The sequence below is a fragment of the Clostridium sp. AM22-11AC genome (assembly GCF_003473545.1).
Lineage (GTDB): Bacteria > Bacillota > Clostridia > Lachnospirales > Lachnospiraceae > Enterocloster.
Window position 1 is genome coordinate 14289 of sequence record NZ_QUCM01000028.1, and the last position, 19342, is coordinate 33630.

Consider the following 19342-nt stretch of genomic DNA (forward strand, 5'->3'; position numbering starts at 1 on the left):
ATCTATAGTCAACAAATGGATCTCTGATACGTTCTCAGTATATATTGCAGCAAAAAAGCAGCCATTACCCATTTTTGAGTAAGGCTGCTTCTTGCTGATATTTTCGCTGAATTTTACTCTTAAAGATAAATTTGGCAGATCACAGATATTATTCTGTAACCAGAGCTGCTGCTACATCTTTGCCCTTTGCACCGTCTTTGATGATGAACAGTTCGTTGGTATCAAAACCAGCGTCCTTCATAACAGCGATCGCGGTCTTTGCACACTTGTTACCGCTGTAGCAGAGAATGTATACAGGCTTGGAAGAATCCATGGTCTGTGCCAGTTCGTACATTGCCTTCTGTGCATCTGCGCTCTCAAAATCTTTTAATCCGCACTGCAGGGATCCCTTTAAATGTCCCTGTGCATAGGTGTCATCATCACGTACATCTAAGAACTGAACGTCATCGCTGCCTACTGCTGCAACTGCGTCTTTGCCATCTACATACTGCCAGTCAATGTCTTCTTCTGTACGGTTTCCGCCGAAAGTTACCTCTGCTGCAGCCTCAGACTCTTCTGCCTTTGCCTCTGCTGCTGTGGTTTCAGCTGCTGTAGTCTCAGCTGCAGTTGTTGCTGCTGTGGTCTGTGTAGATGCAGAATTACCGCATCCTGTTGACATAACGACTGCTGCCGCTGCTGCTAAAAATAAAACTCTCCACTGTTTCTTCATAATAAAGTTCCTCCTTGTGAATAAAAAAATATATTTATTTATAGTTTAAAACCGGTTCCAGATGTTCTCGATCCGGCTTAAAAACTCATCAGAAAGATATGCTTCCAGCTTATCAAAGGTGGACTGGTTGAATATCTCTTTATCCGGCTGCTGATACTGTACCCATGCCATAGCGCACCAGGTGATGCCCCGCAGGCAGGTGACCGGAATATAAATATAGGTCCGCTCCTTTAAGCCTGTAGTATCAAAACGGCCGTTTACTTTTTCTATATATGTATCTAAAAAGGCATCTATCCGATCCTGATCCAGGATCACATCTGTTTTCCAGAAGGTAGTCGTAGGCGCCAGAAAATGTCCCAGATCCTGGGCGGGATCTCCATACAATGGCTTTTCCCAGTCTACCAGATATGCTTTTTTTTCATTGTCTTTTATGCAGTCACCCGTTTTTTCACCAACACTATTCTCATTGATCCTTCTGCCATCAACATTCCTGTCATTAACAAGAAAATTGGTAGAATTTAACTCTGTGTTGATACAGCAGTGATAGGGAATATCCGTTTCTAAATTTTCCACTGCCTTCCAGCCCTGGTCTAACAGGCTGCGTATCCTGCGTTTTTTCTGCTCATCCCCCAATTCTGACTCCATATAGGTCTTTACCATGGCTTCACACTCTTCCAGTATGGCTTTTAAAGGTTCTTTTGGCTGGATCAGCGAATGGGTTTCCGGCATTTTTACACTGTGTATATCTGCCAGACAGCCTGCGGCAGAAAACAGTTCTGTTTTATAATCCAGACTATGTCCTGGCAGAAATTCCATGACCATAACACCATAGGGAAGATTTTTGCAGCTTCCGTCTGCATAAATAGCTTTTGGCGTACGCCCGGAGTTTTCCAACAGCTTCAATGCCCTGTATTCATATAGGATCTGGTCTTTTAAATGCATCTGGCTGCCAAAATTGATCCGCAGCACCAGCTTCTGTCCCGTTATGGGATGAGTAAAGGTATAATTGCGGTTGTATTCTCCCTGGGCAAGCATGGTATAGGTTTCTGTCACTTGTCCAGACAGCCCCAGGCTTTCCCGGTACTCTTTTGTTTGAATGTATTCTTTTAATCCTTTCGTCCGTTCCATGACCTGCGGCTCACCTACCTTACATCCCGGTATAACCGGTCGATCTTTTCTATTGGAACATGATCCCGGTACATTTTTCTTAACCGGTTCATTTTCCACATTAATTTTAATTTGGGTATCGTACCTTTTGGGAAGCGGCGATCCGATGTATAGATCCGCTTTTTCGCCATTCCCAGCCGGACTCCCATTTCTTTTAATGTCAATGAAAACTGGTAATCTTCCATAACCGGGATCACCGGAAATTTTCCTGCCTGTAAAAACAGCTTCCTGTCAATAAAGATCCCCTGATCCCCAAACATCACCTTCCGATCCTTGATCCTGTGATTGGAAATGACCCGGCAGGTAAACATAAAGAAATTCCCGGAATGAAAGGCGATCCCAAAACAGCCCGCGCTGTGGTCTTTCATCACCCGGCGGATCTCTTCTAATGGTCTTGGGGGCAGTTCACTGTCACAGTGAAGGAAAAACAGGATATCTCCATGGCTTTCCTCTGCTCCCAGATTCATCTGATTGGCCCGCCCTTTTTCAGAACGGAGCAGTTTAAAATCCGGTCCGATCATTTCCGGCGTCCCGTCTGTGCTTCCTCCGTCTACAAAAAGGATCTCACAGCGGGAGCGGTAGGGATACAGCTGCTTTTTCATAGCTTCTATGGTCTTTGCCTCGTTATAGACCGGAATGATCACAGATATTTTTACATTTGCTGCCAGATACCGGCCTGTATGGCTGTTCTGAAGTCTCCTGTCCTGACGCATCCGCCATCTGTAACATTGAAGGTCCTCCGGCGTATCCATATCCTGATGTTTCGTTGTAAATCCAACATTTATTCCTGCATCTGAAAGTTCTTTTAAAGTATCTTCAAACACATGGCTGTGACCATATTGCTTTAAGCCAAAGGCCTCAGGTATGGGCCGCTTCATACCAACCAGATAATAGCCGCCATCTGCCGTTCTTCCAAAAACAGCGTCTTTTTCTTTCAATACCTGAAAAGCCTTTTCCAGATCCGGGCTGCTGACTTCTGGAATATCTGTCCCCATAAGAAGGCAAACGTCATATCCCAGCCCCAGAACATATTCCAGGCTGTGATACATCCTCTGCCCCAGGGACTTACCTGTCTGTGGAAAATATTCTTTCTGCTTCCCAAGGATATCCTTAAGTTCCTTCACATCCCCGTCTTCGGCTGCATAGCATACAAAACAGTCGGCCTTTACTTTTCTGCACTGTTCACTGATATCTTTCAGAAAACAGGTATGCAGCTGCGCACACTGCTTTGGTGAAAAATAGGGCATCAACCGGGTTTTTGTCTTTCCCGGTACCGGGATCCTTGTAAAAAGGATCAGCGCCTGTCTCATTTAAACCAGCTCCTCTAAAATAGGCAGCACATCCAGAACAATCTGCGGACAGAGATCAAACATAAGGCCTTTTTCCAGCACCTTATCCATTTCTCCCGGTTTTGAAATATCATGTCCCAGGATCTCACGGCACATATCGGAAGGATATTTTTCCAGAAAACGCTTCTTAAATTCAGCCACTTTTCCTGCCATGACGCCCTTCTGGTCGCCGTCATTTTCTTCACTGTGCCCAAATACCATTCCAAGGACCATTAACGCGCCGGTCACAGCGCCGCAGGTCTCCCCGCACATCATTCCACCTCCGAAACAGGCTGACATTTTCCTTGCCTGTTCTTTGGTCATTCCCATTTTTTCTGCACATGCGCCGGTCACTACCTGAGAACAGTCAATACCGGCCATAAACAACTGACAGACTTCTTCTTTTGTCATGTTCTTATCCTCTTTTCTTTTTCATATGTTCCATATAAATACTGCGCATCATAAAGATCAGCGCTGACAGGGCAAAGATAATGAGAAGCCCTGTAACAAATAACTTTGCTCCGCCGGTCAACATGCCGCCTACATAAGAATAAACAATGGTTGCAGGCAGCTGTCCAATTCCCGTTGCAATAAAGAAGGAGGAAAAGGACATAGATGTAAGTCCTGCTGCGTAGCTTACAATATCAAAAGATACAAAAGGCAGCAGACGGCAGATCAGAATCGTATTTTTTCCGTATTTTTCAAAAAATGTATCGATCTGTGCCAGACCGGAACGGCTGGTCAGCTTTTCAGCCACATCACGACCTAAGATCCTTGCAATGTAGAAACAGATTGCTGCGCCTGCCATAGCACTGGACCAGGATAAAATAGCTCCCTTCCACCAGCCAAATAAGTTTGCATTGGCAAAGGTAATAAGAAATGCAGGCAATGGCGCGATAATGGACTGCAGGATCATTAACAGAAAAGATAATGCCGCTGCATAGGCTCCATAGGACGCTACAAAATCGCGAAGCACGGTAAAATCACCGGTTGCAAACATGGCAAAAACACGATTCATGCCCTGGTGTACGGACGGTACTGCCATGTATACAGCTATAGCTGCTACCACGCAAACGATCAGGATCACCTTTTCGATCCATTTATTTTTATTCTTCTTCATACTTTCTCCCTCTTCTATCTTCCTGCACGAACCCGGTTCCACAGAGAATGCCTTACATCCGGCACTTCTTCTCTTCCAAGGATCTGTACCAGCAGATGTTTTATATTTTTTCCGCCGGCTCTTGTGAGATTTCCGGCACAGGAGGCACAATACACGCTTGTATTCTGTATACTGCCTGCTGACTTTGCCATTTGACCTGCAAGTTCCGGTTCTTTCAATGCTGCGCAGCCTCCAAGGCCGCAGCAATTTGCGCTGGAAAGGATCTTCGGTTCTGCTGTCAGAAATGACCGTATCTGTTTTAAAAGTTCTCTCTTTTCACGTTCCGGACATGGAAGGAAAATATTCTGCTCTTCCATGATCCTGTTTCCCAGCCCCAGTTCCTGTAATTTTTCGTAAATACTGATCACCGGAACAGAAAGTTTGTCTTTCAAAAAAGCATAACAGTTTGGACAGACCATAACCACTTCTCTTACCCCCGCTTCCAGGAGCTTTTTATTTAAGCGTTCCAGGATCACTGTTTCTTTTTCTTCCAGTCCCAGCTCGGCTATCGGCTTCCCACAGCAGTCAAATACAGAAAATGCATCTGCTTTTTCTGCCAGCAGTTTCCCCAGATAACGGGTAGTCTCCGGATAAAAAGAAGGAAAGTTACAGCCGAAAAACAATGCTGTTTTTCCCGTTCCTGTGTATCTGCGAAATTTATAATCTTCTTTCTCCCACAGGAGCATCCCATAACCCTTTTCAGGTATCCTGCCGCCTGCTTCTTTTACCCGGTGTCTTCGGATTTGGAGTACTATTTCCCGTCCATCAATCCCCTGGGGACAGACTTTGGAACATTTTCCACAGAGGAAACAGTGATATGCCATCTTGGAAAGTTTTTCTGTATCTCCGATGGTTAGGTCATATTTCTTTAAAAACTCACAGTTTTCTGTGCATACGCCGCAGTGGGTACAGCCTGTGACCGACTCTTTCATCACATCTCATCTCCATTTTTCAGATCCGTTTTTTCCTGTTCTGCAAGGACTTTTTTCTTTAACAGGACACCTGCTGTTGTTACTGCCACCGCTAATATAGCGGCCCCAAGGAAACAGGCTTTTCTTATACTTGGATCTGCCAGACCTGCTGTTCCAAATGTATACATGGCAGTTCCCGGAAGCATAAAAAGAAAAGTTCCAACCGCATAGGTTTTAAGTGGCATGTCTGTTACCCCATAGGCAAAGTTTTGCAGATTATAGGGAAACAAAGGAACCAGCCGGGTGATCATCAGGATCCAGATCTGTTTTTTCCCTGTTTCATCAAACAGTAAGCGGCGCAGATATGGATTTTTTCTGGCAGCTGCCCCTACTGTATCTTTCAGAAAATATCTGCCTAAGAGAAAAGCTGCAACTGCTCCCAAAGTAGCTGCAACTGTACAGCAGATCGTCCCCAACACCGGACCAAACAGCAGTCCCGCAAGGATTGCAAAACTGATCCCCGGCAAAGCGAAAGCTACACTTCCCACTGCGGTAACCACCAGATATATGAAAATGGCAGCAGGCAGATTTTCTACTGTTATATGCTGTAATGCCTGGGTAAGATCCCCATTTAACAGCCGCCCGGACCAGCCAGAATATTTTCCAATCAGGAACAGTAAGATCATCCCTACTGCAAATACATATATTTTTCTTTTACCTGCTTTTTGTTTCTGCACTGTATTTCTCCTGTATACAACGTACAACTATTTTACCATTAATTCCCATTAATGTCCTATTGATATATTTGGTGAATATATGCTATTTATTGATATTTTCTATAAATATATTTATAATCAGACAACAAAAAACGCGCCATTGGCGCGCTTTTTCTATACATGGTCATCTCTTATTCTTTTCTGTACCGGTTGTGGTTATACATCAAATGAAAATACATTTCCTGTCTTGCATCTTCTCCCCGTCCATCACGGATGGCTTCAAAAATGCGCCTGTGGGACAATAAAGTCTGCTCATATTCTGTTTCTTCCACAGAGTCCGCAAAAACACGTACTCCCTCTGTGATCACCGGGATCAGATTGGTCATAACACGGTTGTGGGAACAGGTTGCGATCTGGGCATGGAACTGGGAGTCTTTTTCGGAATAATCCTTTTTATCCCGGATCAGTCCTTCCAGTTCTTTTAAAATGTATTCCAGTTCTTTGATTTCTTCTTCTGAACCATTCTGGGCTGCAAGCGCTGCAAGTGCCGGTTCCAGGATCAGTCTTGCCTGGAGCAGATCTTCGGTCAGCTGGCGTCTGTCATCCATCATAAAGAAGCCTAACGGATCATCTGCCACCCCGTTTTTGTCGGAAATAAAGGTTCCTGAGCCCTGACGGATGGTAACGATATTCCGGGACATAAGGATACGCAGGGCCTCCCGCACTGTGTTTCGCCCGACCCCCAGTGTTTCCACCAGTTCCGCCTCTGTAGGCAGTTTATCTCCCGCTCCGTAACCTTTCTCCTGGATCATTTCCAAAAGGTTCTGGGCTGTTTTTTCTGCTAAGGTCTGTTTTTCTGTATATTTCATTTCCATAGATCCTGTTTTTCTTTCTTCTCAGACTTTATAGATCTGGTATCCGGCTGCTTTGGACAGACGGTTCATAATGGCCTGTCCTAAATGATCCTGACTGAAGCTTTCGGAATAAATATAGTCTACTTTTAAATCATCAAATTCACGAAGGAGGGCATACAGGTTATGGGCTACAGATGCCTGGCTCTTTCTGGCACCGATGCTGCGTACCTCCCCCTCCGGATAATGGGATCTTGACTCATCGGTACAGATGATGCCTACTTTGTATCCTGCATCTATTTTTTCTTTTGCCAGTTTCCACACAGTTTCCACCATAGCGTTTACCTGCTCCTGTGTCATGGCAACGGCTTCCCCTGTTTTTCTGGCTTCTGCCACATTTGCAGGTTCCACCAGAGTCAGATCTGCCTTTGGAGCATAATGTTTATATTTCATGCCTGGTGCTTTTGGGCGGACACCAGCTGCCATCGGTCCTAAGATAGCCGGGTCAATGGTCACTTCCCCTAAAACATCTTTTAACATTTCCATGGTAATAGCACCTGGACGTAAAACTGCAGGAACATCACCGGAGACATCTACAATCGTAGACTCCACACCGATCCCAACAGGACCACCGTCAATGATCATCTCAATCTTGCCGTTTAAATCCTGCCATACATGATCAGCAGTAGTAGGGCTTGGACGGCCGGAAGTATTGGCGCTTGGCGCTGCTACCGGCACACCAGCCAGTGCGATCAGACGGTTTGCAACCGGATCAACTGGCATACGCACTGCTACTGTATCCAGTCCACCTGTGGTTCCATAAGGTACAATATCACTCTTTGGGAAGATAATAGTCAACGGACCTGGCCAGAACGCATCCATTAATTTCTTTCCTGCTTCCGGAATATATTTTACCAGTGGTGTAACTTCCGCTGCACAGGATACGTGAGCGATCAGAGGGTTGTCGGAAGGTCTGCCTTTTGCAGCGTAGATCTTTCCTGCCGCTTTCTCATCCAAGGCATTTCCCCCTAAACCATATACAGTTTCTGTTGGAAATGCAACAAGACCTCCGTCACGTAAGATCTGGGCAGCTTCTTTTAATTCTTCATCATTTATATTTTTGGTATCACTTATTTTAATTCGTTTGGTTTCCATAGTGAATTTCTCCGTTTATGTGTGCTTTTTGCTTATAGACTCAGGTTCCCTGCGCTGACGCAGGCAAAACCCACCTTCAGAGTATAGCATATTTCCAAAAGAAAAAACAGTCGTGAGAACACTAACATTCTCACGACTGCCTAAAATCAGCCTGAAGCCTTTTATTTTAAATCTTTTATTTCCCTACAGTTCCAATACGGACTAACGCACGGTGAAGCTTTGCTTCTGCCAGCTTTACTTCTTTGTCATCCATACCGGACTGGCTCAGTTTATCTTCTGCCCTCTTTTTTGCTTCTTCAGCACGGGCTACGTCGATGTCTTCGCTCCACTCCCAGGTAGTTGGGATCAGACGGCATTCGCCGTTCATCATGGTCAGCATTCCGCCGATGCAGGCTGCTTTCCTTTCTGTTCCGTCCTCTAATACTACATGGGCTGTTCCCATTCCAATGGCCGTGCAGTAATTCATATGGCGGGCCAGAATGGCAAGGTCTCCGTGGATGGTACGGCAGGATACGCTCTGTACCTGGCCGTCAAATACATTTCCGTCCATGGTCGCGATCTGTAAATGGAAGGTCGTCATATACCTGTTCCTCCCTTCTACTGCTGCTGTTTTGCTTTTTCGTATACATCATCAATGGTGCCCGCAAACAGGAAGCAGCTCTCCGGGATGTCATCGCATTCGCCGTCTAAGATCTTCTTAAATCCGCGGATAGTCTCTTTCAGTGGCACGTACTGGCCTTTCATACCTGTGAACTGCTCTGCTACGGAGAAGCTCTGGGATAAAAATCTCTGTACCTTACGTGCTCTGGATACGGTCAGCTTATCTTCTTCAGAAAGTTCGTCCATACCCATGATGGCGATGATATCCTGCAGTTCCTTATAACGCTGCAGCACTCTCTGTACGGAACGTGCTACCTGATAATGCTCTTCGCCTACTGTCTCAGGGGACAGGATACGGCTGGTAGAATCCAGAGGATCTACTGCAGGGTAAATACCCTGGCTGGCAATATCACGAGAAAGTACGGTGGTTGCATCCAGATGGGTGAATGTGGTTGCAGGAGCCGGGTCAGTTAAGTCATCCGCAGGTACATATACAGCCTGTACGGATGTGATGGATCCCTTCTTGGTAGAAGTGATACGCTCCTGTAAAGCACCCATTTCTGTTGCCAGTGTTGGCTGGTAACCTACTGCGGAAGGCATACGGCCAAGGAGCGCGGAAACCTCAGAACCAGCCTGGGTGAAACGGAAGATGTTATCAATGAACAGAAGCACGTCCTGATTTTTAACATCACGGAAGTACTCTGCCATGGTAAGGCCTGAAAGGGCAACTCTCATACGTGCGCCCGGCGGCTCGTTCATCTGACCATATACTAAGGCAGTTTTATCGATAACGCCGCTTTCCTGCATTTCTCCGTAAAGGTCGTTTCCTTCACGGGTACGCTCTCCTACACCGGTGAATACGGACAGACCGCCGTGTGCAGTTGCTACGTTGTGGATCAGCTCCATGATAAGGACTGTCTTACCTACACCTGCACCTCCGAACAGACCGATCTTACCACCCTTTGCATAAGGGCAGATCAGGTCTACGACCTTGATACCTGTTTCCAGGATCTCAGTTGCAGGTGTCTGCTCTTCGTAAGACGGAGCCTGGCGGTGGATCGCCCAGCGCTCTTTTGCTTCCGGAGCAGGTTTATTGTCTACAGGATCGCCTAACAGGTTAAATACACGTCCCAGGCACTCATCGCCTACAGGTACGGTAATAGGGCTTCCTGTATCTACTGCGTCTGTACCACGCACAAGTCCATCTGTAGAACTCATGGCGATGCAGCGCACTACGTCATCACCGATCTGCTGCGCAACTTCTGCGATCAGCTTATGACCGTTGATGTCGATCTCAATCGCGTTCAGCAGTGCAGGCAGTTCCCCTTCCTTGTACCGGATATCCAGTACCGGTCCGGTAACCTGCACCACCTTTCCAATGTGTTTCTCTGTCATATATCTATCTCCTCTTTAAGGCTCCTCTGCACCAGCTACGATCTCAGTGATCTCCTGGGTTATGCTGGCCTGACGGGCACGGTTGTAATACAGGCTGAGCTGTTCGATCATCTCTCCTGCATTCTTGGATGCGGCATCCATTGCTGTCCTTCGCGCTGCCAGCTCACTGGCAACAGACTCGCACATGGCACCATATACCATACCAGCCAGATACTCCGGCACGATGGCGTCAAACACCGTTTCGCTGTCCGGCTCATATAAGATCAGGGAATGGATCTGTTTCATATCCTTTTCTTCCCCTGAAAGGTCTTCTAACGGAAGCATGGATGATACACCCGGCTTCTGGGAAAGCATGGAGACAAAGTTGGTATAGCCAAGGGCTGCATGACCGAATTCACCGGCCTTGAATGCCCTGCACAGTAAGGCTGCGATCTCAAAGCAGTCAGATACAGAGATATCTCCTGCCTCTGCGAAGTCTTCCGTTACCAGCTGTATGCCCCTGCGCTTGTAGTATTCCACTGCTTTCTTTCCGATTGGAAGTACGCAGTAGTCTTTCCCGGCAGTTTCGCTCTCCATTTCCTTAAACAGGTTGGAATTGTATCCACCTGCCAGTCCTCTGTCACCGGCGATCACTACATAGCACCATTTTTCACTTTTGCTCTTCTTTGTATACACGGAAGAAAGGTCTGTGTTGCCTGCAGCGATCTGTTTCAGTGTGTTTTCCAGAGTGTGGAAATAAGGCCGGCTTGCGTCTGCCCGTTCCTTTGCCTTACGCAGCTTGGAGGATGCCACCAGTTCCATTGCTTTGGTGATCTGCATGGTGCTCTGTATGCTCTTCATACGGAGCTTCACGGCTTTCATATTTGCAGCCATGTGTTCCCTCCTTATAATTCATATCATCAGCCCCCGCGCCCCCAAAATGAAGGCAGCAGGGGACCCGATATCACTCTTATCTGGTCTTTAAGAACCGGTCGGTATAGTCAGCTAAAGCAGCTTTTAACTTCTCTTCTGTCTCGCCTTCCAGTTTTCCGGTGGTACGGATACCTTCCATAGCAGCTACGCCCTGTGCGTCACTGTCAAGGAATGTATAAAGTCCTTCTTCATATGCCTGGATATCTTCTACTGCAACATCAGTCAGGACACCCTTTACAACGGCATACAGGATAGCAACCTGCTTCTCTACAGGTACAGGTGTACTTCTTCCCTGCTTTAAGACTTCCACGATACGTGCACCCTGTGCCAGACGTGCCTTGGTATCTGCATCCAGGTCAGAACCGAACTGTGCGAAGCTCTGTAACTCTCTGTACTGGGAGTATACCAGTTTCAGGGTTCCGGCAACCTTCTTCATTGCCTTGATCTGTGCGTTACCACCAACTCGTGATACGGAGATACCCGGGTTTACAGCTGGCATGATACCGGAGTGGAACAGCTCTGTCTCCAGGAAGATCTGTCCGTCGGTAATGGAAATAACGTTGGTAGGGATGTATGCAGATACGTCACCTGCCTGTGTCTCGATGATCGGAAGGGCTGTAAGGGAACCGCCTCCCTTTTCATCAGAAAGCTTTGCTGCACGCTCCAGTAAACGGGAGTGCAGGTAGAATACGTCACCAGGATAAGCCTCACGGCCCGGTGGACGGCGGATCAGAAGGGAAAGTGCACGGTATGCAACCGCATGCTTACTTAAGTCATCATAGATGATCAGTACGTGTTTTCCCTTGTTCATAAAGTACTCGCCCATTGCACAGCCTGAGTAAGGTGCAATGTACTGTAATGGGCTTGTCTCAGATGCAGTTGCAGCAACAACGATGGTATAATCCATAGCGCCGCCTGCCTGCAGTTCAGCTACCAGGCTGGCAACAGTAGAACGTTTCTGTCCGATAGCAACATAAATACAGATAACGTCTTTGCCCTTCTGGTTTAAAATGGTATCAGTAGCGATGGTGGTCTTACCAGTCTGACGGTCGCCGATGATCAGCTCTCGCTGTCCTCTACCGATTGGGATCATGGAGTCGATTGCCTTGATACCAGTCTGTAATGGTTCTTTAACCGGCTGTCTGTCGCAGATGCCGGGTGCCGGTGATTCTACCGGTCTGTATTCGGTTGTCTCAATAGGGCCTGCGCCATCGATTGGCTGGCCGATCGCATTTACAACACGTCCGATCATTGCCTCGCCTACAGGTACGCTTACTACTTTTCCTGTACGCTTAACAGTCTGTCCTTCACTGATCCCCTGATCAGAACCGAACAGAACGACGGAAACGCTGTTTTCTTCCAGGTTCTGAGCCATTCCGAAGGTGCCATCTTCAAACTCCAGCAGCTCTCCTGACATACAGTTGGTCAGGCCGCTTACTCTGGCAATACCATCACCTACGATCAGAACGGTTCCTGTTTCGCTCTGCTCAATAGCATTCTGGTAATATTTGATCTGGCTTCGGATGACTTTGGATATCTCTTCCGGTTTTAATTGCATTCCATTCACATCCTTTATACGATGATTTCCGTAACTTTTTTCTTCAGACTTGACAGACGCTCCTGTACGGTGCCGTCAAGCTGCTTTCCTTCTAACTCCACACGGATACCGCCAAGTACGGTGCTGTCCGTTTTCTGTGTAAGAAGGACGGTCTTGCCGCTGATTTTTTCCAGTCTTTCTTTTAATGCCTGTGCCTGTGCTTCTGTAAGGGCTACTGCTGTAGTGACCACTGCTTCCGCAATGTTGTGGTCCTCGTTGTAGCGCGCCTTAAACTGTCTGCAGCTGTCACGGTATTCCCGCAGCATACCGCTTTCGCATAACAGCTTTAAGAAGTTTAACAGATACAGGGAAAGCTGTCCTTCAAAAGCCTTGTCCAACAGCCCGACACGTTCTGTTTTCGGGATGGACGGCTCAGAAAGCAGGGTCAGGTAATCCGGGTTCTCCTTAAAGAGAACTGCCACCTGTTCCATCTGCGGAAGGATCTCTTCCGTCAGCTTTTCCTCTGCGGCAAGGTCATAGAGACTGTCCCCGTAGATCTTTGCGGTCTTGGTCATGATGCCTCACCTACATTCTCAATAAACTCGTCGATCAGCTTCTTATGGTCTTCTTCTGAGATCTCGCGTTCAATTACCTTGCCAGCAATATCCATGGCAATGCCACCGATCTCATTTTTAATGTCATTAACTGCTTTCTTCTTCTCCTGGGCAATATCAGCCTCAGCTTTTGCCTTAATTCCGGCTGCCTGTGTCTGAGCTTCCTGGATCATGGCTTCACTGCGTGCTGCAGCGTCCTTCTGGGCATTCTGGAGAATGGAATTTGCAGTTTCTTTTGCTTTTGCCATTTCAGCCTCATAATCAGCCTTCATGGCATCCGCTTCTTCCTTTGCCTTTTTCGCATCCTGGATCTGAGAGTCTGCTAATGCTCTTCTCTTCTCGATGATCGCGCATACAGGCTTGAACAAGAACTTCTTGATCAGCCAGCACTGAATGAACAGGTTGCAGATCTGGGCAATGAAAGTCCACGGTATGATCGTTACTAAATCCTGTGTTTCCCGCATCTTTCTACCCTCCTGTCTGTGGAAACCGCCTTCTGTTTTTCAGAAGTCTTCACATATTATATGCAGACTTTGAAACAGTAAGTGTTTCTGTAAAAATTAGGACAGGTAGTTCATGAAAGTACCAGGTGCTACGAAGATCAGCAGCAGACCGGTAACGAAACCGTAAATACCAGTAGTCTCTGCGATCGCACAACCAAGTAACATTGTACTGGTTACATCGCCCTTGCACTCTGGCTGGCGTCCGATTGCTTCCAGTGCCTTTGCAACTGCGTTACCTTCACCAATACCAGGTCCGATACCTGCGATCAGAGCAGCACCAGCGCCGATAGCACAACCTGCTAAAGCAATACCTTTTGCTAATAACTGAAAATCTGTCATAATAAATTTCCTCCTAGAATAATGTGAATAATATCTTTGATAAGATTTTCCTACTGCGTGTTTTTTTAACCTTCTGCCGCATTTGCAATATACATGATCGTCAGCATACTGAAAATGAATGCCTGCATGAAACCGGAGAACCAGTCAAAGTAGACAGACAGAATAGCCGGAACACCCACATCAAGGAATGGGATGCTTCCTAAGACCTGTCCAAGCGCACCTGGCAGCCAGCCAAGAAGCGCTGATGTTGCTACCGCCAAAGCTGCATAGATCAGCCCGTTGATAACAACGCCAGAAAGAATATTTCCAAAGTGACGGCACGCCATACTTACCGGTGTTGCCAGCTCAGACAGAACATTGAAAGGTGTCATGACTGGGATCGGGGTGGTAAATCCCTTTAAGTATCCCAGGATGCCGCCTGCCTTGATCTTATTGGAAGTGATCATAATGAACACTACCACTGCCCAGGCTGCTTCTGTGGAAAGATCAGCCGTCGGGCTTCTAAGACCGGTAAGGCTGATAAGATTGGAAACTACACTGGTCGTAAACAAAGCTGCCACAAATGGGATCAGATTATCAAACTTTGTTCCGCCGGTATTATTTCTTACGAACTTCTGTGCCTGTTCTACCAGCATCTCGGCCACTGCCTGCCGTTTGGATATATTCTCTACCTTCAGGTCCCTGGTGAGCCAGATACACAGTCCCGTAATAAGTATCATTACGATCCAGCTGACTACCAGTGTTTCGGATATCAGGAAATCGCCAAGGATGGGTATCCCTGTAGGAATCCTGAAATAAACCGCAGCACCTGAAATATTAAAATTCATATCCGCATTTTCATCTCCTTTCTTATAAATTTGGCTTTGCTTTTATTATTCCCAGAATGTTAATAAGCTTAATGCTCAGACTGGGGAAAAACAGCGGTATAATGCCCGCCGCAGCATTAACAAATGGTAATACCATTGCCAGAACGATCCATAACAACTGGGCCATGGAACGATATCTGTAACTTATTTTCATACTTTTGTAGGCCTGTTCATCACTCTGTTCCCCGGATGCGATCTTCTGCACCGTAAGTCCCATAATAAAAAAGTTTCCTACAGAAACAGCTGCACCAATGACACCGCCAAGAACTACCTTGTAATCAAATGGTACTGCATCTGGAAAAAGTTTATGGCAGACTGCAAAAGCAACGATCATAAGGATCGTACCTGCACCACTCCAGCATGCGATATGTCCTGTTTCCTTCTTTACTGCCGGTTGGATCTTCATATTTCTACCTCCCTGCTGCACACATATGTGTCTTCAGATCATACATGCCTGTTAAAGGCTTTCTCATGTTCTCTGTTTTTTTTCTTCTTCTGTGTTTTCATAATGGCAAGATATAATTTATATGCCGTCATAAAGGAACCCCCAAGTCCCATGATAAAACCAGGGATGTAGATCCACCCGCCTATCATAAAACGGCTGTTAAGCCAGCTGCATAAAAAAAGACACAGCAGCAGCGGAGCCGCTAAGGAGATCCCCATCTGGCTGAGTAGTGAAAGATTTTTCAAAATATACTGCCAGTCTTTCATGGACCATCTTCCTTTCCTTGTCAATAGTATATCAAACACCTGGGTGTTTTTTGTTGTTTTTTTATAAATACAATCGTGAAATACCGAAATTATCCCCTTGAATTTTGTACAACTTGAATAGATTATACTCGATATTCTATAAATAAGCAATGGCATTTTTTGCATTGTTTGCAATTTTTTTTAGACATTCTAACTTTTTTTGTTTGTTTTGTCTTAACAATTCTCTAACGGACGTTACGTTTTTCACAAACTCTTCGTTTTCTTTTTGACAATTTTTCCCAATATCCGCTCTATCCCCGATTTCCAGGCCTTTCTCCTTGCCCGCAGATTATAATTATGTTACAATTCTCCATACTATATTTTAACTAGGAGGGTTTTTATTTATGGAAATCATCAAATTAATTGGTGTACTTATAGTCGTGATCGGCTTTATCCTTAAATTAGATACTCTGGCTGTAGTCGTTGTGGCAGGTCTTGCCACCGGACTGGTTGCAGGCATGAGTCCTATGGATATCCTGAACACACTGGGCACCGCATTTATCACCAACCGTACTGCCACCCTTTTCATCCTTACACTGCCGGTGATCGGACTGTGTGAGCGAAATGGCTTAAAAGATAAGGCAGTGGACTTTATCCGTTCTTTAAAGAACATGACCACAGGAAAGCTGATCGCCATCTGGCAGGTGATCCGTACCTTTGCCTCTGCTTTCTCCCTGCGTATCGGCGGCCATCCTCAGTTTATCCGCCCGCTGATCAATCCTATGGCCCAGGCGGCAGCAGTTGTACAGTATAAGGAACTGGATGAGAAATCCGAAGACCAGATCAAGGGAATGTGCGCCGGAAGCGAAAACTATGGCAACTTCTTTGCACAGAACTGTTTCATGGGATCTTCCGGAACACTTCTGATCGTATCCACCTTAAGCGAACAGGGCTATCCTGTAGACGCACTCCAGATCGCAGGCCAGTCTGTTCCGATCGCCGTGATTTCTGCTGTAGTAGGCGTGATCTACGCCCTGATCTTTGACCAGATCTTAAAACGCCGTCTGGCATCCAAAGCTGCAAAGGAGGATAAATAATATGACCTGGAACATAAGCACCATTGTTGCGGAAGTTTTCTACTGCATCATCGGACTTATCTTTATCGCAACGGGTATGAAGGCTTTAAAAGATGAAAGCTGTGCTCACAGAACTACAACTGCTCTTTTCTGGTTCATCCTTGCATTTACCTTTATTGCAGGACCTTATCTTCCAAAATGGATCACAGGTCTGTGCGTTGTATTTTTAGCCATCCTTACTGCATTTAAACGTGTAGCCCCAAGCAAAAGCGATATGCCAAAAGAGGCAGAAACCCGTGCTGCTGCTGACAGACTGGGCTACAGCGTATTTATCCCACCGCTGGTACTGGCTGTCAGCGCTGTTTTAGTTGCTACTTTCTTAAAGGTACTTGGTGCCAATAATGCTATCGGTATCTCCGGCTCCATCGCCCTGGTCACTGCTTTTATCTTTTTCAGGCCAAAGGCTGTTTATGCGGTAAAAGACTGTACCCGTCTTACTGACAATGTAGGTGTTACCGGTATCCTTCCTCAGGTTTTAGCAGCACTTGGCTCTGTATTTACAGCTGCCGGTGTTGGCGATGTGATCGCAGGGGGCGTAAGTGCCATTATCCCGGCCGGAAATCTGTTTGCAGCTACTGCCGTTTACTGTATCGCAATGGCTTTATTTACCATGATCATGGGTAATGGTTTTGCCGCTTTCTCTGTTATCACTGTAGGTATCGGTATCCCATTCCTCATCGCACAGGGCGCTGACCCGGTGGTTGTAGGGGCTCTCGGCCTGACTGCTGGCTACTGCGGTACTTTAATGACTCCTATGGCAGCTAACTTTAACATTCTGCCTGCAGCTCTTCTTGAAACAAAGAACAAATACATTGTTATCTTAAGCCAGCTGCCGGTTGCACTGGTAATGCTCGCTGTTCACATTGTATTAATGTATACTCTGGCATTTCGTTAAAATATTGTTCTTTTTTGTATACAATGCATAAACTATATCTAATATTTAACGAAGTTTACCGGGTAAATCTCAAAATATTTTGGGATATTTTGGGAAATAATTTTCAACAATTTTTCAGAAAGGATGATATACTATGAAACTTCTTCTCACTGCATTTGATCCATTTGGCGGAGAGCCTGTCAACCCTGCTTTAGAGGCTGTAAAACTGGTTTCCGATACCGTTGGATCTGTCCAGGTAGTAAAACTGGAAGTACCTACTGTTTTCGGCAAATCCATTGATAAAGTAGCAAAAGCTATTGAGGCAGAAAGACCGGACGCTGTTCTCTGTATAGGACAGGCCGGAGGCCGCTTTGACCTGACACCGGAGCGTGTTGCCATCAACTTAGATGACGCCCGCATCAAAGACAACGAAGGCAATCAGCCTATTGATGTGACGATCTTTGAAGACGGTGCTCCTGCTTATTTTGCTACTCTTCCAATTAAGGCTATGGTACAGAATATGCGAAATGCCGGACTTCCTGCCAGCGTTTCCAACACTGCAGGAACCTTTGTATGCAACCACCTGATGTATGGTGTTCTCTACACTCTGGCTAAGAACTATCCGGGAGTCCGTGGCGGCTTCATGCACGTTCCATTTATCCCAAGCCAGGTCGTAAACCGCCCGGCTGCACCATCCATGAATTTACAGGATATTGCAAGAGGTATTGAGGCTGCCATCGCTGCTATTGGTGAAAATGAGAGCGATATTGTAGCTGCTGAGGGTGCTACACACTAAGCAAAGCAACAAAAAGCTCCCCGCCCAAAATCATTGGGTTGGGAGCTTTTTACTATTCTTCTACTGTTCATGCATTCATATGACCATATGCAGCCGACATGCCTGCTTGTCCGCTTCTGTTATTTATCCAGGCCAACATCCATACTACCGGAACGGAAGCCTTCCAGATCCATGGTAATATAAACAAAACCAAGATTCTTTAATGTCTTTACAATCTCATCTCCATGCTCTAACAGTTTTCCAAATGAAGTCTTATCTGCTTCAATACGCACTACATTTCCATGAAGACGCAGGCGCACATTTCCGCCTAACAGCTCTCTTAAATAACCTTCGCCTACTTCGATCTGCTTCATTACATCATAGTCGATGGGAGTGTTATACGGCAGTCTGGTTGCCATACATGGGGTTGAAGGGCGGGATGCTACGGAAATGCCCCACTCTTTTGCCATGGCCTTTACCTCTGCCTTGGTAATGTGCAGTTCTGCCAATGGACTGACGATTTCCAGCTCTTTTAATGCCTGGATGCCCGGGCGGTATACATGGTGGTCATCTTCATTGGTTCCATCCATAACAGTCTCTGCACCAAGGCTTTTTGCCATTTCCTTTAAATTTACAAACAGATGCTTTTTGCACAGATAACACCGGTTCAACGGGTTCATTCGGATGGCTTCCTGTTCCAGTTCATTTACATGGATCACTTTGTGGACACCGCCCAGTTCTGCTGCCACGCGGTTTGCAATCTCCAGATCACAGGATGGATGCAGTCGGCTGTCAAAGGTAACTGCATAAACCTTGCTGCCATCCTTCGTAGCTGCCTTTACTGCTGCCTTTAAGATCAGGCTGCTGTCCACACCGCCGGAAAAAGCCACGCAAAGGTCTTTGCCGCCAGCTGTGTACTTTCCCATCAGTGCTTCTAACTGTTCCAGTCTTTCTTTTACTGAATAATTCTGTCCTTCCATCGTTCCGGTCTCCTTTACTGTATGTCTTGTAATGAATGTTTGTCTTCCCCGGTTATCTGTTTTTGCTGCGCCCCTGTTTGTATCTCCTGTTAGCAGTTTTCATTTGCATGTAGCGTTTTCATCTG

Annotated in this window: 23 protein-coding genes; 3 read left to right on the top strand and 20 right to left on the bottom strand. The window is 46.2% G+C overall.

Annotation, left to right across the window (positions count from 1 at the left end; translation table 11 throughout):
* Positions 1–148 precede the first annotated feature (148 nt).
* The 19 genes from DW251_RS16180 to DW251_RS16270 form a co-directional block, all read right to left on the bottom strand.
* Positions 149–709 (bottom strand): rhodanese-like domain-containing protein, encoded by a 561-nt coding sequence (locus tag DW251_RS16180; protein ID WP_021869038.1) that lies wholly within the window; start codon positions 707–709, stop codon positions 149–151.
* 45 nt (positions 710–754) lie between these two features.
* Complete coding sequence (locus DW251_RS16185) at positions 755–1837, bottom strand: phosphotransferase (RefSeq protein WP_021869039.1); 1083 nt, start codon at positions 1835–1837, stop codon at positions 755–757.
* 14 nt (positions 1838–1851) lie between these two features.
* A complete protein-coding gene (locus tag DW251_RS16190) occupies positions 1852–3186 on the bottom strand; it encodes a TIGR04283 family arsenosugar biosynthesis glycosyltransferase (RefSeq protein WP_118301742.1) in 1335 nt (444 codons plus the stop codon).
* Positions 3187–3615 (bottom strand): C-GCAxxG-C-C family protein, encoded by a 429-nt coding sequence (locus DW251_RS16195; RefSeq protein WP_118301743.1) that lies wholly within the window; start codon positions 3613–3615, stop codon positions 3187–3189. It abuts the gene before it with no gap.
* Between the two features lie 4 nt (positions 3616–3619).
* Positions 3620–4324, bottom strand: a complete 705-nt coding sequence (locus tag DW251_RS16200; RefSeq protein WP_118301744.1) for a TVP38/TMEM64 family protein — start codon at positions 4322–4324, stop codon at positions 3620–3622.
* Positions 4325–4338: 14 nt separating this feature from the next.
* Positions 4339–5295 carry a (Fe-S)-binding protein gene (locus DW251_RS16205; protein WP_118301745.1) on the bottom strand — a complete coding sequence of 319 codons (957 nt, stop codon included), beginning with the start codon at positions 5293–5295 and terminating at the stop codon, positions 4339–4341.
* On the bottom strand, positions 5295–6011 hold the full coding sequence (locus DW251_RS16210; RefSeq protein ID WP_243035013.1) for a TVP38/TMEM64 family protein: 717 nt from the start codon (positions 6009–6011) through the stop codon (positions 5295–5297). Before DW251_RS16210 ends, DW251_RS16205 begins: the two co-directional genes overlap by 1 nt.
* 170 nt (positions 6012–6181) lie before the next feature.
* Positions 6182–6859 (bottom strand): FadR/GntR family transcriptional regulator, encoded by a 678-nt coding sequence (locus DW251_RS16215; RefSeq protein WP_021869045.1) that lies wholly within the window; start codon positions 6857–6859, stop codon positions 6182–6184.
* Positions 6860–6886: 27 nt separating this feature from the next.
* Positions 6887–7996 (bottom strand): L-threonylcarbamoyladenylate synthase, encoded by a 1110-nt coding sequence (locus DW251_RS16220; RefSeq protein WP_021869046.1) that lies wholly within the window; start codon positions 7994–7996, stop codon positions 6887–6889.
* Positions 7997–8171: 175 nt separating this feature from the next.
* Positions 8172–8576: an ATP synthase F1 subunit epsilon gene (gene atpC / locus DW251_RS16225; protein WP_021869047.1), complete on the bottom strand. Its 405-nt coding sequence runs from the start codon at positions 8574–8576 to the stop codon at positions 8172–8174.
* Positions 8577–8593: 17 nt separating this feature from the next.
* On the bottom strand, positions 8594–9991 hold the full coding sequence (atpD, locus tag DW251_RS16230) for a F0F1 ATP synthase subunit beta (protein WP_021869048.1): 1398 nt from the start codon (positions 9989–9991) through the stop codon (positions 8594–8596).
* A 15-nt stretch (positions 9992–10006) separates the two neighbouring features.
* Positions 10007–10864 carry an ATP synthase F1 subunit gamma gene (gene atpG / locus DW251_RS16235; RefSeq protein ID WP_021869049.1) on the bottom strand — a complete coding sequence of 286 codons (858 nt, stop codon included), beginning with the start codon at positions 10862–10864 and terminating at the stop codon, positions 10007–10009.
* A gap of 76 nt (positions 10865–10940) precedes the next feature.
* On the bottom strand, positions 10941–12461 hold the full coding sequence (gene atpA, locus DW251_RS16240) for a F0F1 ATP synthase subunit alpha (protein ID WP_021869050.1): 1521 nt from the start codon (positions 12459–12461) through the stop codon (positions 10941–10943).
* Between the two features lie 14 nt (positions 12462–12475).
* Positions 12476–13015, bottom strand: a complete 540-nt coding sequence (gene atpH, locus DW251_RS16245; protein WP_021869051.1) for an ATP synthase F1 subunit delta — start codon at positions 13013–13015, stop codon at positions 12476–12478.
* Positions 13012–13518: a F0F1 ATP synthase subunit B gene (gene atpF / locus DW251_RS16250; RefSeq protein WP_118301746.1), complete on the bottom strand. Its 507-nt coding sequence runs from the start codon at positions 13516–13518 to the stop codon at positions 13012–13014. Before atpF ends, atpH begins: the two co-directional genes overlap by 4 nt.
* A 96-nt stretch (positions 13519–13614) precedes the next feature.
* Positions 13615–13896 (bottom strand): ATP synthase F0 subunit C, encoded by a 282-nt coding sequence (gene atpE / locus DW251_RS16255; protein ID WP_021869053.1) that lies wholly within the window; start codon positions 13894–13896, stop codon positions 13615–13617.
* A gap of 65 nt (positions 13897–13961) precedes the next feature.
* Positions 13962–14723: a F0F1 ATP synthase subunit A gene (locus tag DW251_RS16260; protein WP_021869054.1), complete on the bottom strand. Its 762-nt coding sequence runs from the start codon at positions 14721–14723 to the stop codon at positions 13962–13964.
* A gap of 22 nt (positions 14724–14745) precedes the next feature.
* Entirely contained in the window at positions 14746–15168 is a 423-nt protein-coding gene (locus DW251_RS16265) for a hypothetical protein (protein WP_021869055.1), read from the bottom strand.
* Positions 15169–15206: 38 nt separating this feature from the next.
* Complete coding sequence (locus DW251_RS16270) at positions 15207–15473, bottom strand: AtpZ/AtpI family protein (protein ID WP_021869056.1); 267 nt, start codon at positions 15471–15473, stop codon at positions 15207–15209.
* Between the two features lie 392 nt (positions 15474–15865).
* Here DW251_RS16270 and DW251_RS16275 point away from each other — a divergent pair, with 392 nt between their 5' ends.
* From DW251_RS16275 to pcp, 3 genes are all read left to right on the top strand, one after another.
* On the top strand, positions 15866–16549 hold the full coding sequence (locus DW251_RS16275; RefSeq protein WP_347474688.1) for a DUF969 domain-containing protein: 684 nt from the start codon (positions 15866–15868) through the stop codon (positions 16547–16549).
* Position 16550: 1 nt separating this feature from the next.
* Positions 16551–17483 carry a DUF979 domain-containing protein gene (locus DW251_RS16280; protein ID WP_021869058.1) on the top strand — a complete coding sequence of 311 codons (933 nt, stop codon included), beginning with the start codon at positions 16551–16553 and terminating at the stop codon, positions 17481–17483.
* A gap of 133 nt (positions 17484–17616) precedes the next feature.
* Complete coding sequence (gene pcp / locus DW251_RS16285; RefSeq protein WP_021869059.1) at positions 17617–18258, top strand: pyroglutamyl-peptidase I; 642 nt, start codon at positions 17617–17619, stop codon at positions 18256–18258.
* 119 nt (positions 18259–18377) lie between these two features.
* Here pcp and larE read toward each other — a convergent pair whose 3' ends face one another.
* The gene (gene larE, locus DW251_RS16290) at positions 18378–19217 is read right to left on the bottom strand and encodes an ATP-dependent sacrificial sulfur transferase LarE (RefSeq protein ID WP_207663362.1); all 840 of its coding nucleotides are present in this window, start codon (positions 19215–19217) and stop codon (positions 18378–18380) included.
* Positions 19218–19342: the final 125 nt, after the last annotated feature.

Coding starts and splice junctions, on each gene's coding strand:
- DW251_RS16220 (WP_021869046.1), bottom strand. CDS start 7,996: ATGGAAACCAAACGAATTAAAATAAGTGATACCAAAAATATAAATGAT.
- atpF (WP_118301746.1), bottom strand. CDS start 13,518: ATGCGGGAAACACAGGATTTAGTAACGATCATACCGTGGACTTTCATT.
- DW251_RS16280 (WP_021869058.1), top strand. CDS start 16,551: ATGACCTGGAACATAAGCACCATTGTTGCGGAAGTTTTCTACTGCATC.
- DW251_RS16190 (WP_118301742.1), bottom strand. CDS start 3,186: ATGAGACAGGCGCTGATCCTTTTTACAAGGATCCCGGTACCGGGAAAG.
- atpH (WP_021869051.1), bottom strand. CDS start 13,015: ATGACCAAGACCGCAAAGATCTACGGGGACAGTCTCTATGACCTTGCC.
- DW251_RS16180 (WP_021869038.1), bottom strand. CDS start 709: ATGAAGAAACAGTGGAGAGTTTTATTTTTAGCAGCAGCGGCAGCAGTC.
- DW251_RS16185 (WP_021869039.1), bottom strand. CDS start 1,837: ATGGAACGGACGAAAGGATTAAAAGAATACATTCAAACAAAAGAGTAC.
- atpC (WP_021869047.1), bottom strand. CDS start 8,576: ATGACGACCTTCCATTTACAGATCGCGACCATGGACGGAAATGTATTT.
- atpG (WP_021869049.1), bottom strand. CDS start 10,864: ATGGCTGCAAATATGAAAGCCGTGAAGCTCCGTATGAAGAGCATACAG.
- DW251_RS16205 (WP_118301745.1), bottom strand. CDS start 5,295: ATGAAAGAGTCGGTCACAGGCTGTACCCACTGCGGCGTATGCACAGAA.
- atpD (WP_021869048.1), bottom strand. CDS start 9,991: ATGACAGAGAAACACATTGGAAAGGTGGTGCAGGTTACCGGACCGGTA.
- DW251_RS16260 (WP_021869054.1), bottom strand. CDS start 14,723: ATGAATTTTAATATTTCAGGTGCTGCGGTTTATTTCAGGATTCCTACA.
- atpA (WP_021869050.1), bottom strand. CDS start 12,461: ATGCAATTAAAACCGGAAGAGATATCCAAAGTCATCCGAAGCCAGATC.
- DW251_RS16215 (WP_021869045.1), bottom strand. CDS start 6,859: ATGAAATATACAGAAAAACAGACCTTAGCAGAAAAAACAGCCCAGAAC.
- atpE (WP_021869053.1), bottom strand. CDS start 13,896: ATGACAGATTTTCAGTTATTAGCAAAAGGTATTGCTTTAGCAGGTTGT.
- DW251_RS16195 (WP_118301743.1), bottom strand. CDS start 3,615: ATGACAAAAGAAGAAGTCTGTCAGTTGTTTATGGCCGGTATTGACTGT.
- pcp (WP_021869059.1), top strand. CDS start 17,617: ATGAAACTTCTTCTCACTGCATTTGATCCATTTGGCGGAGAGCCTGTC.
- DW251_RS16270 (WP_021869056.1), bottom strand. CDS start 15,473: ATGAAAGACTGGCAGTATATTTTGAAAAATCTTTCACTACTCAGCCAG.
- larE (WP_207663362.1), bottom strand. CDS start 19,217: ATGGAAGGACAGAATTATTCAGTAAAAGAAAGACTGGAACAGTTAGAA.
- DW251_RS16265 (WP_021869055.1), bottom strand. CDS start 15,168: ATGAAGATCCAACCGGCAGTAAAGAAGGAAACAGGACATATCGCATGC.
- DW251_RS16200 (WP_118301744.1), bottom strand. CDS start 4,324: ATGAAGAAGAATAAAAATAAATGGATCGAAAAGGTGATCCTGATCGTT.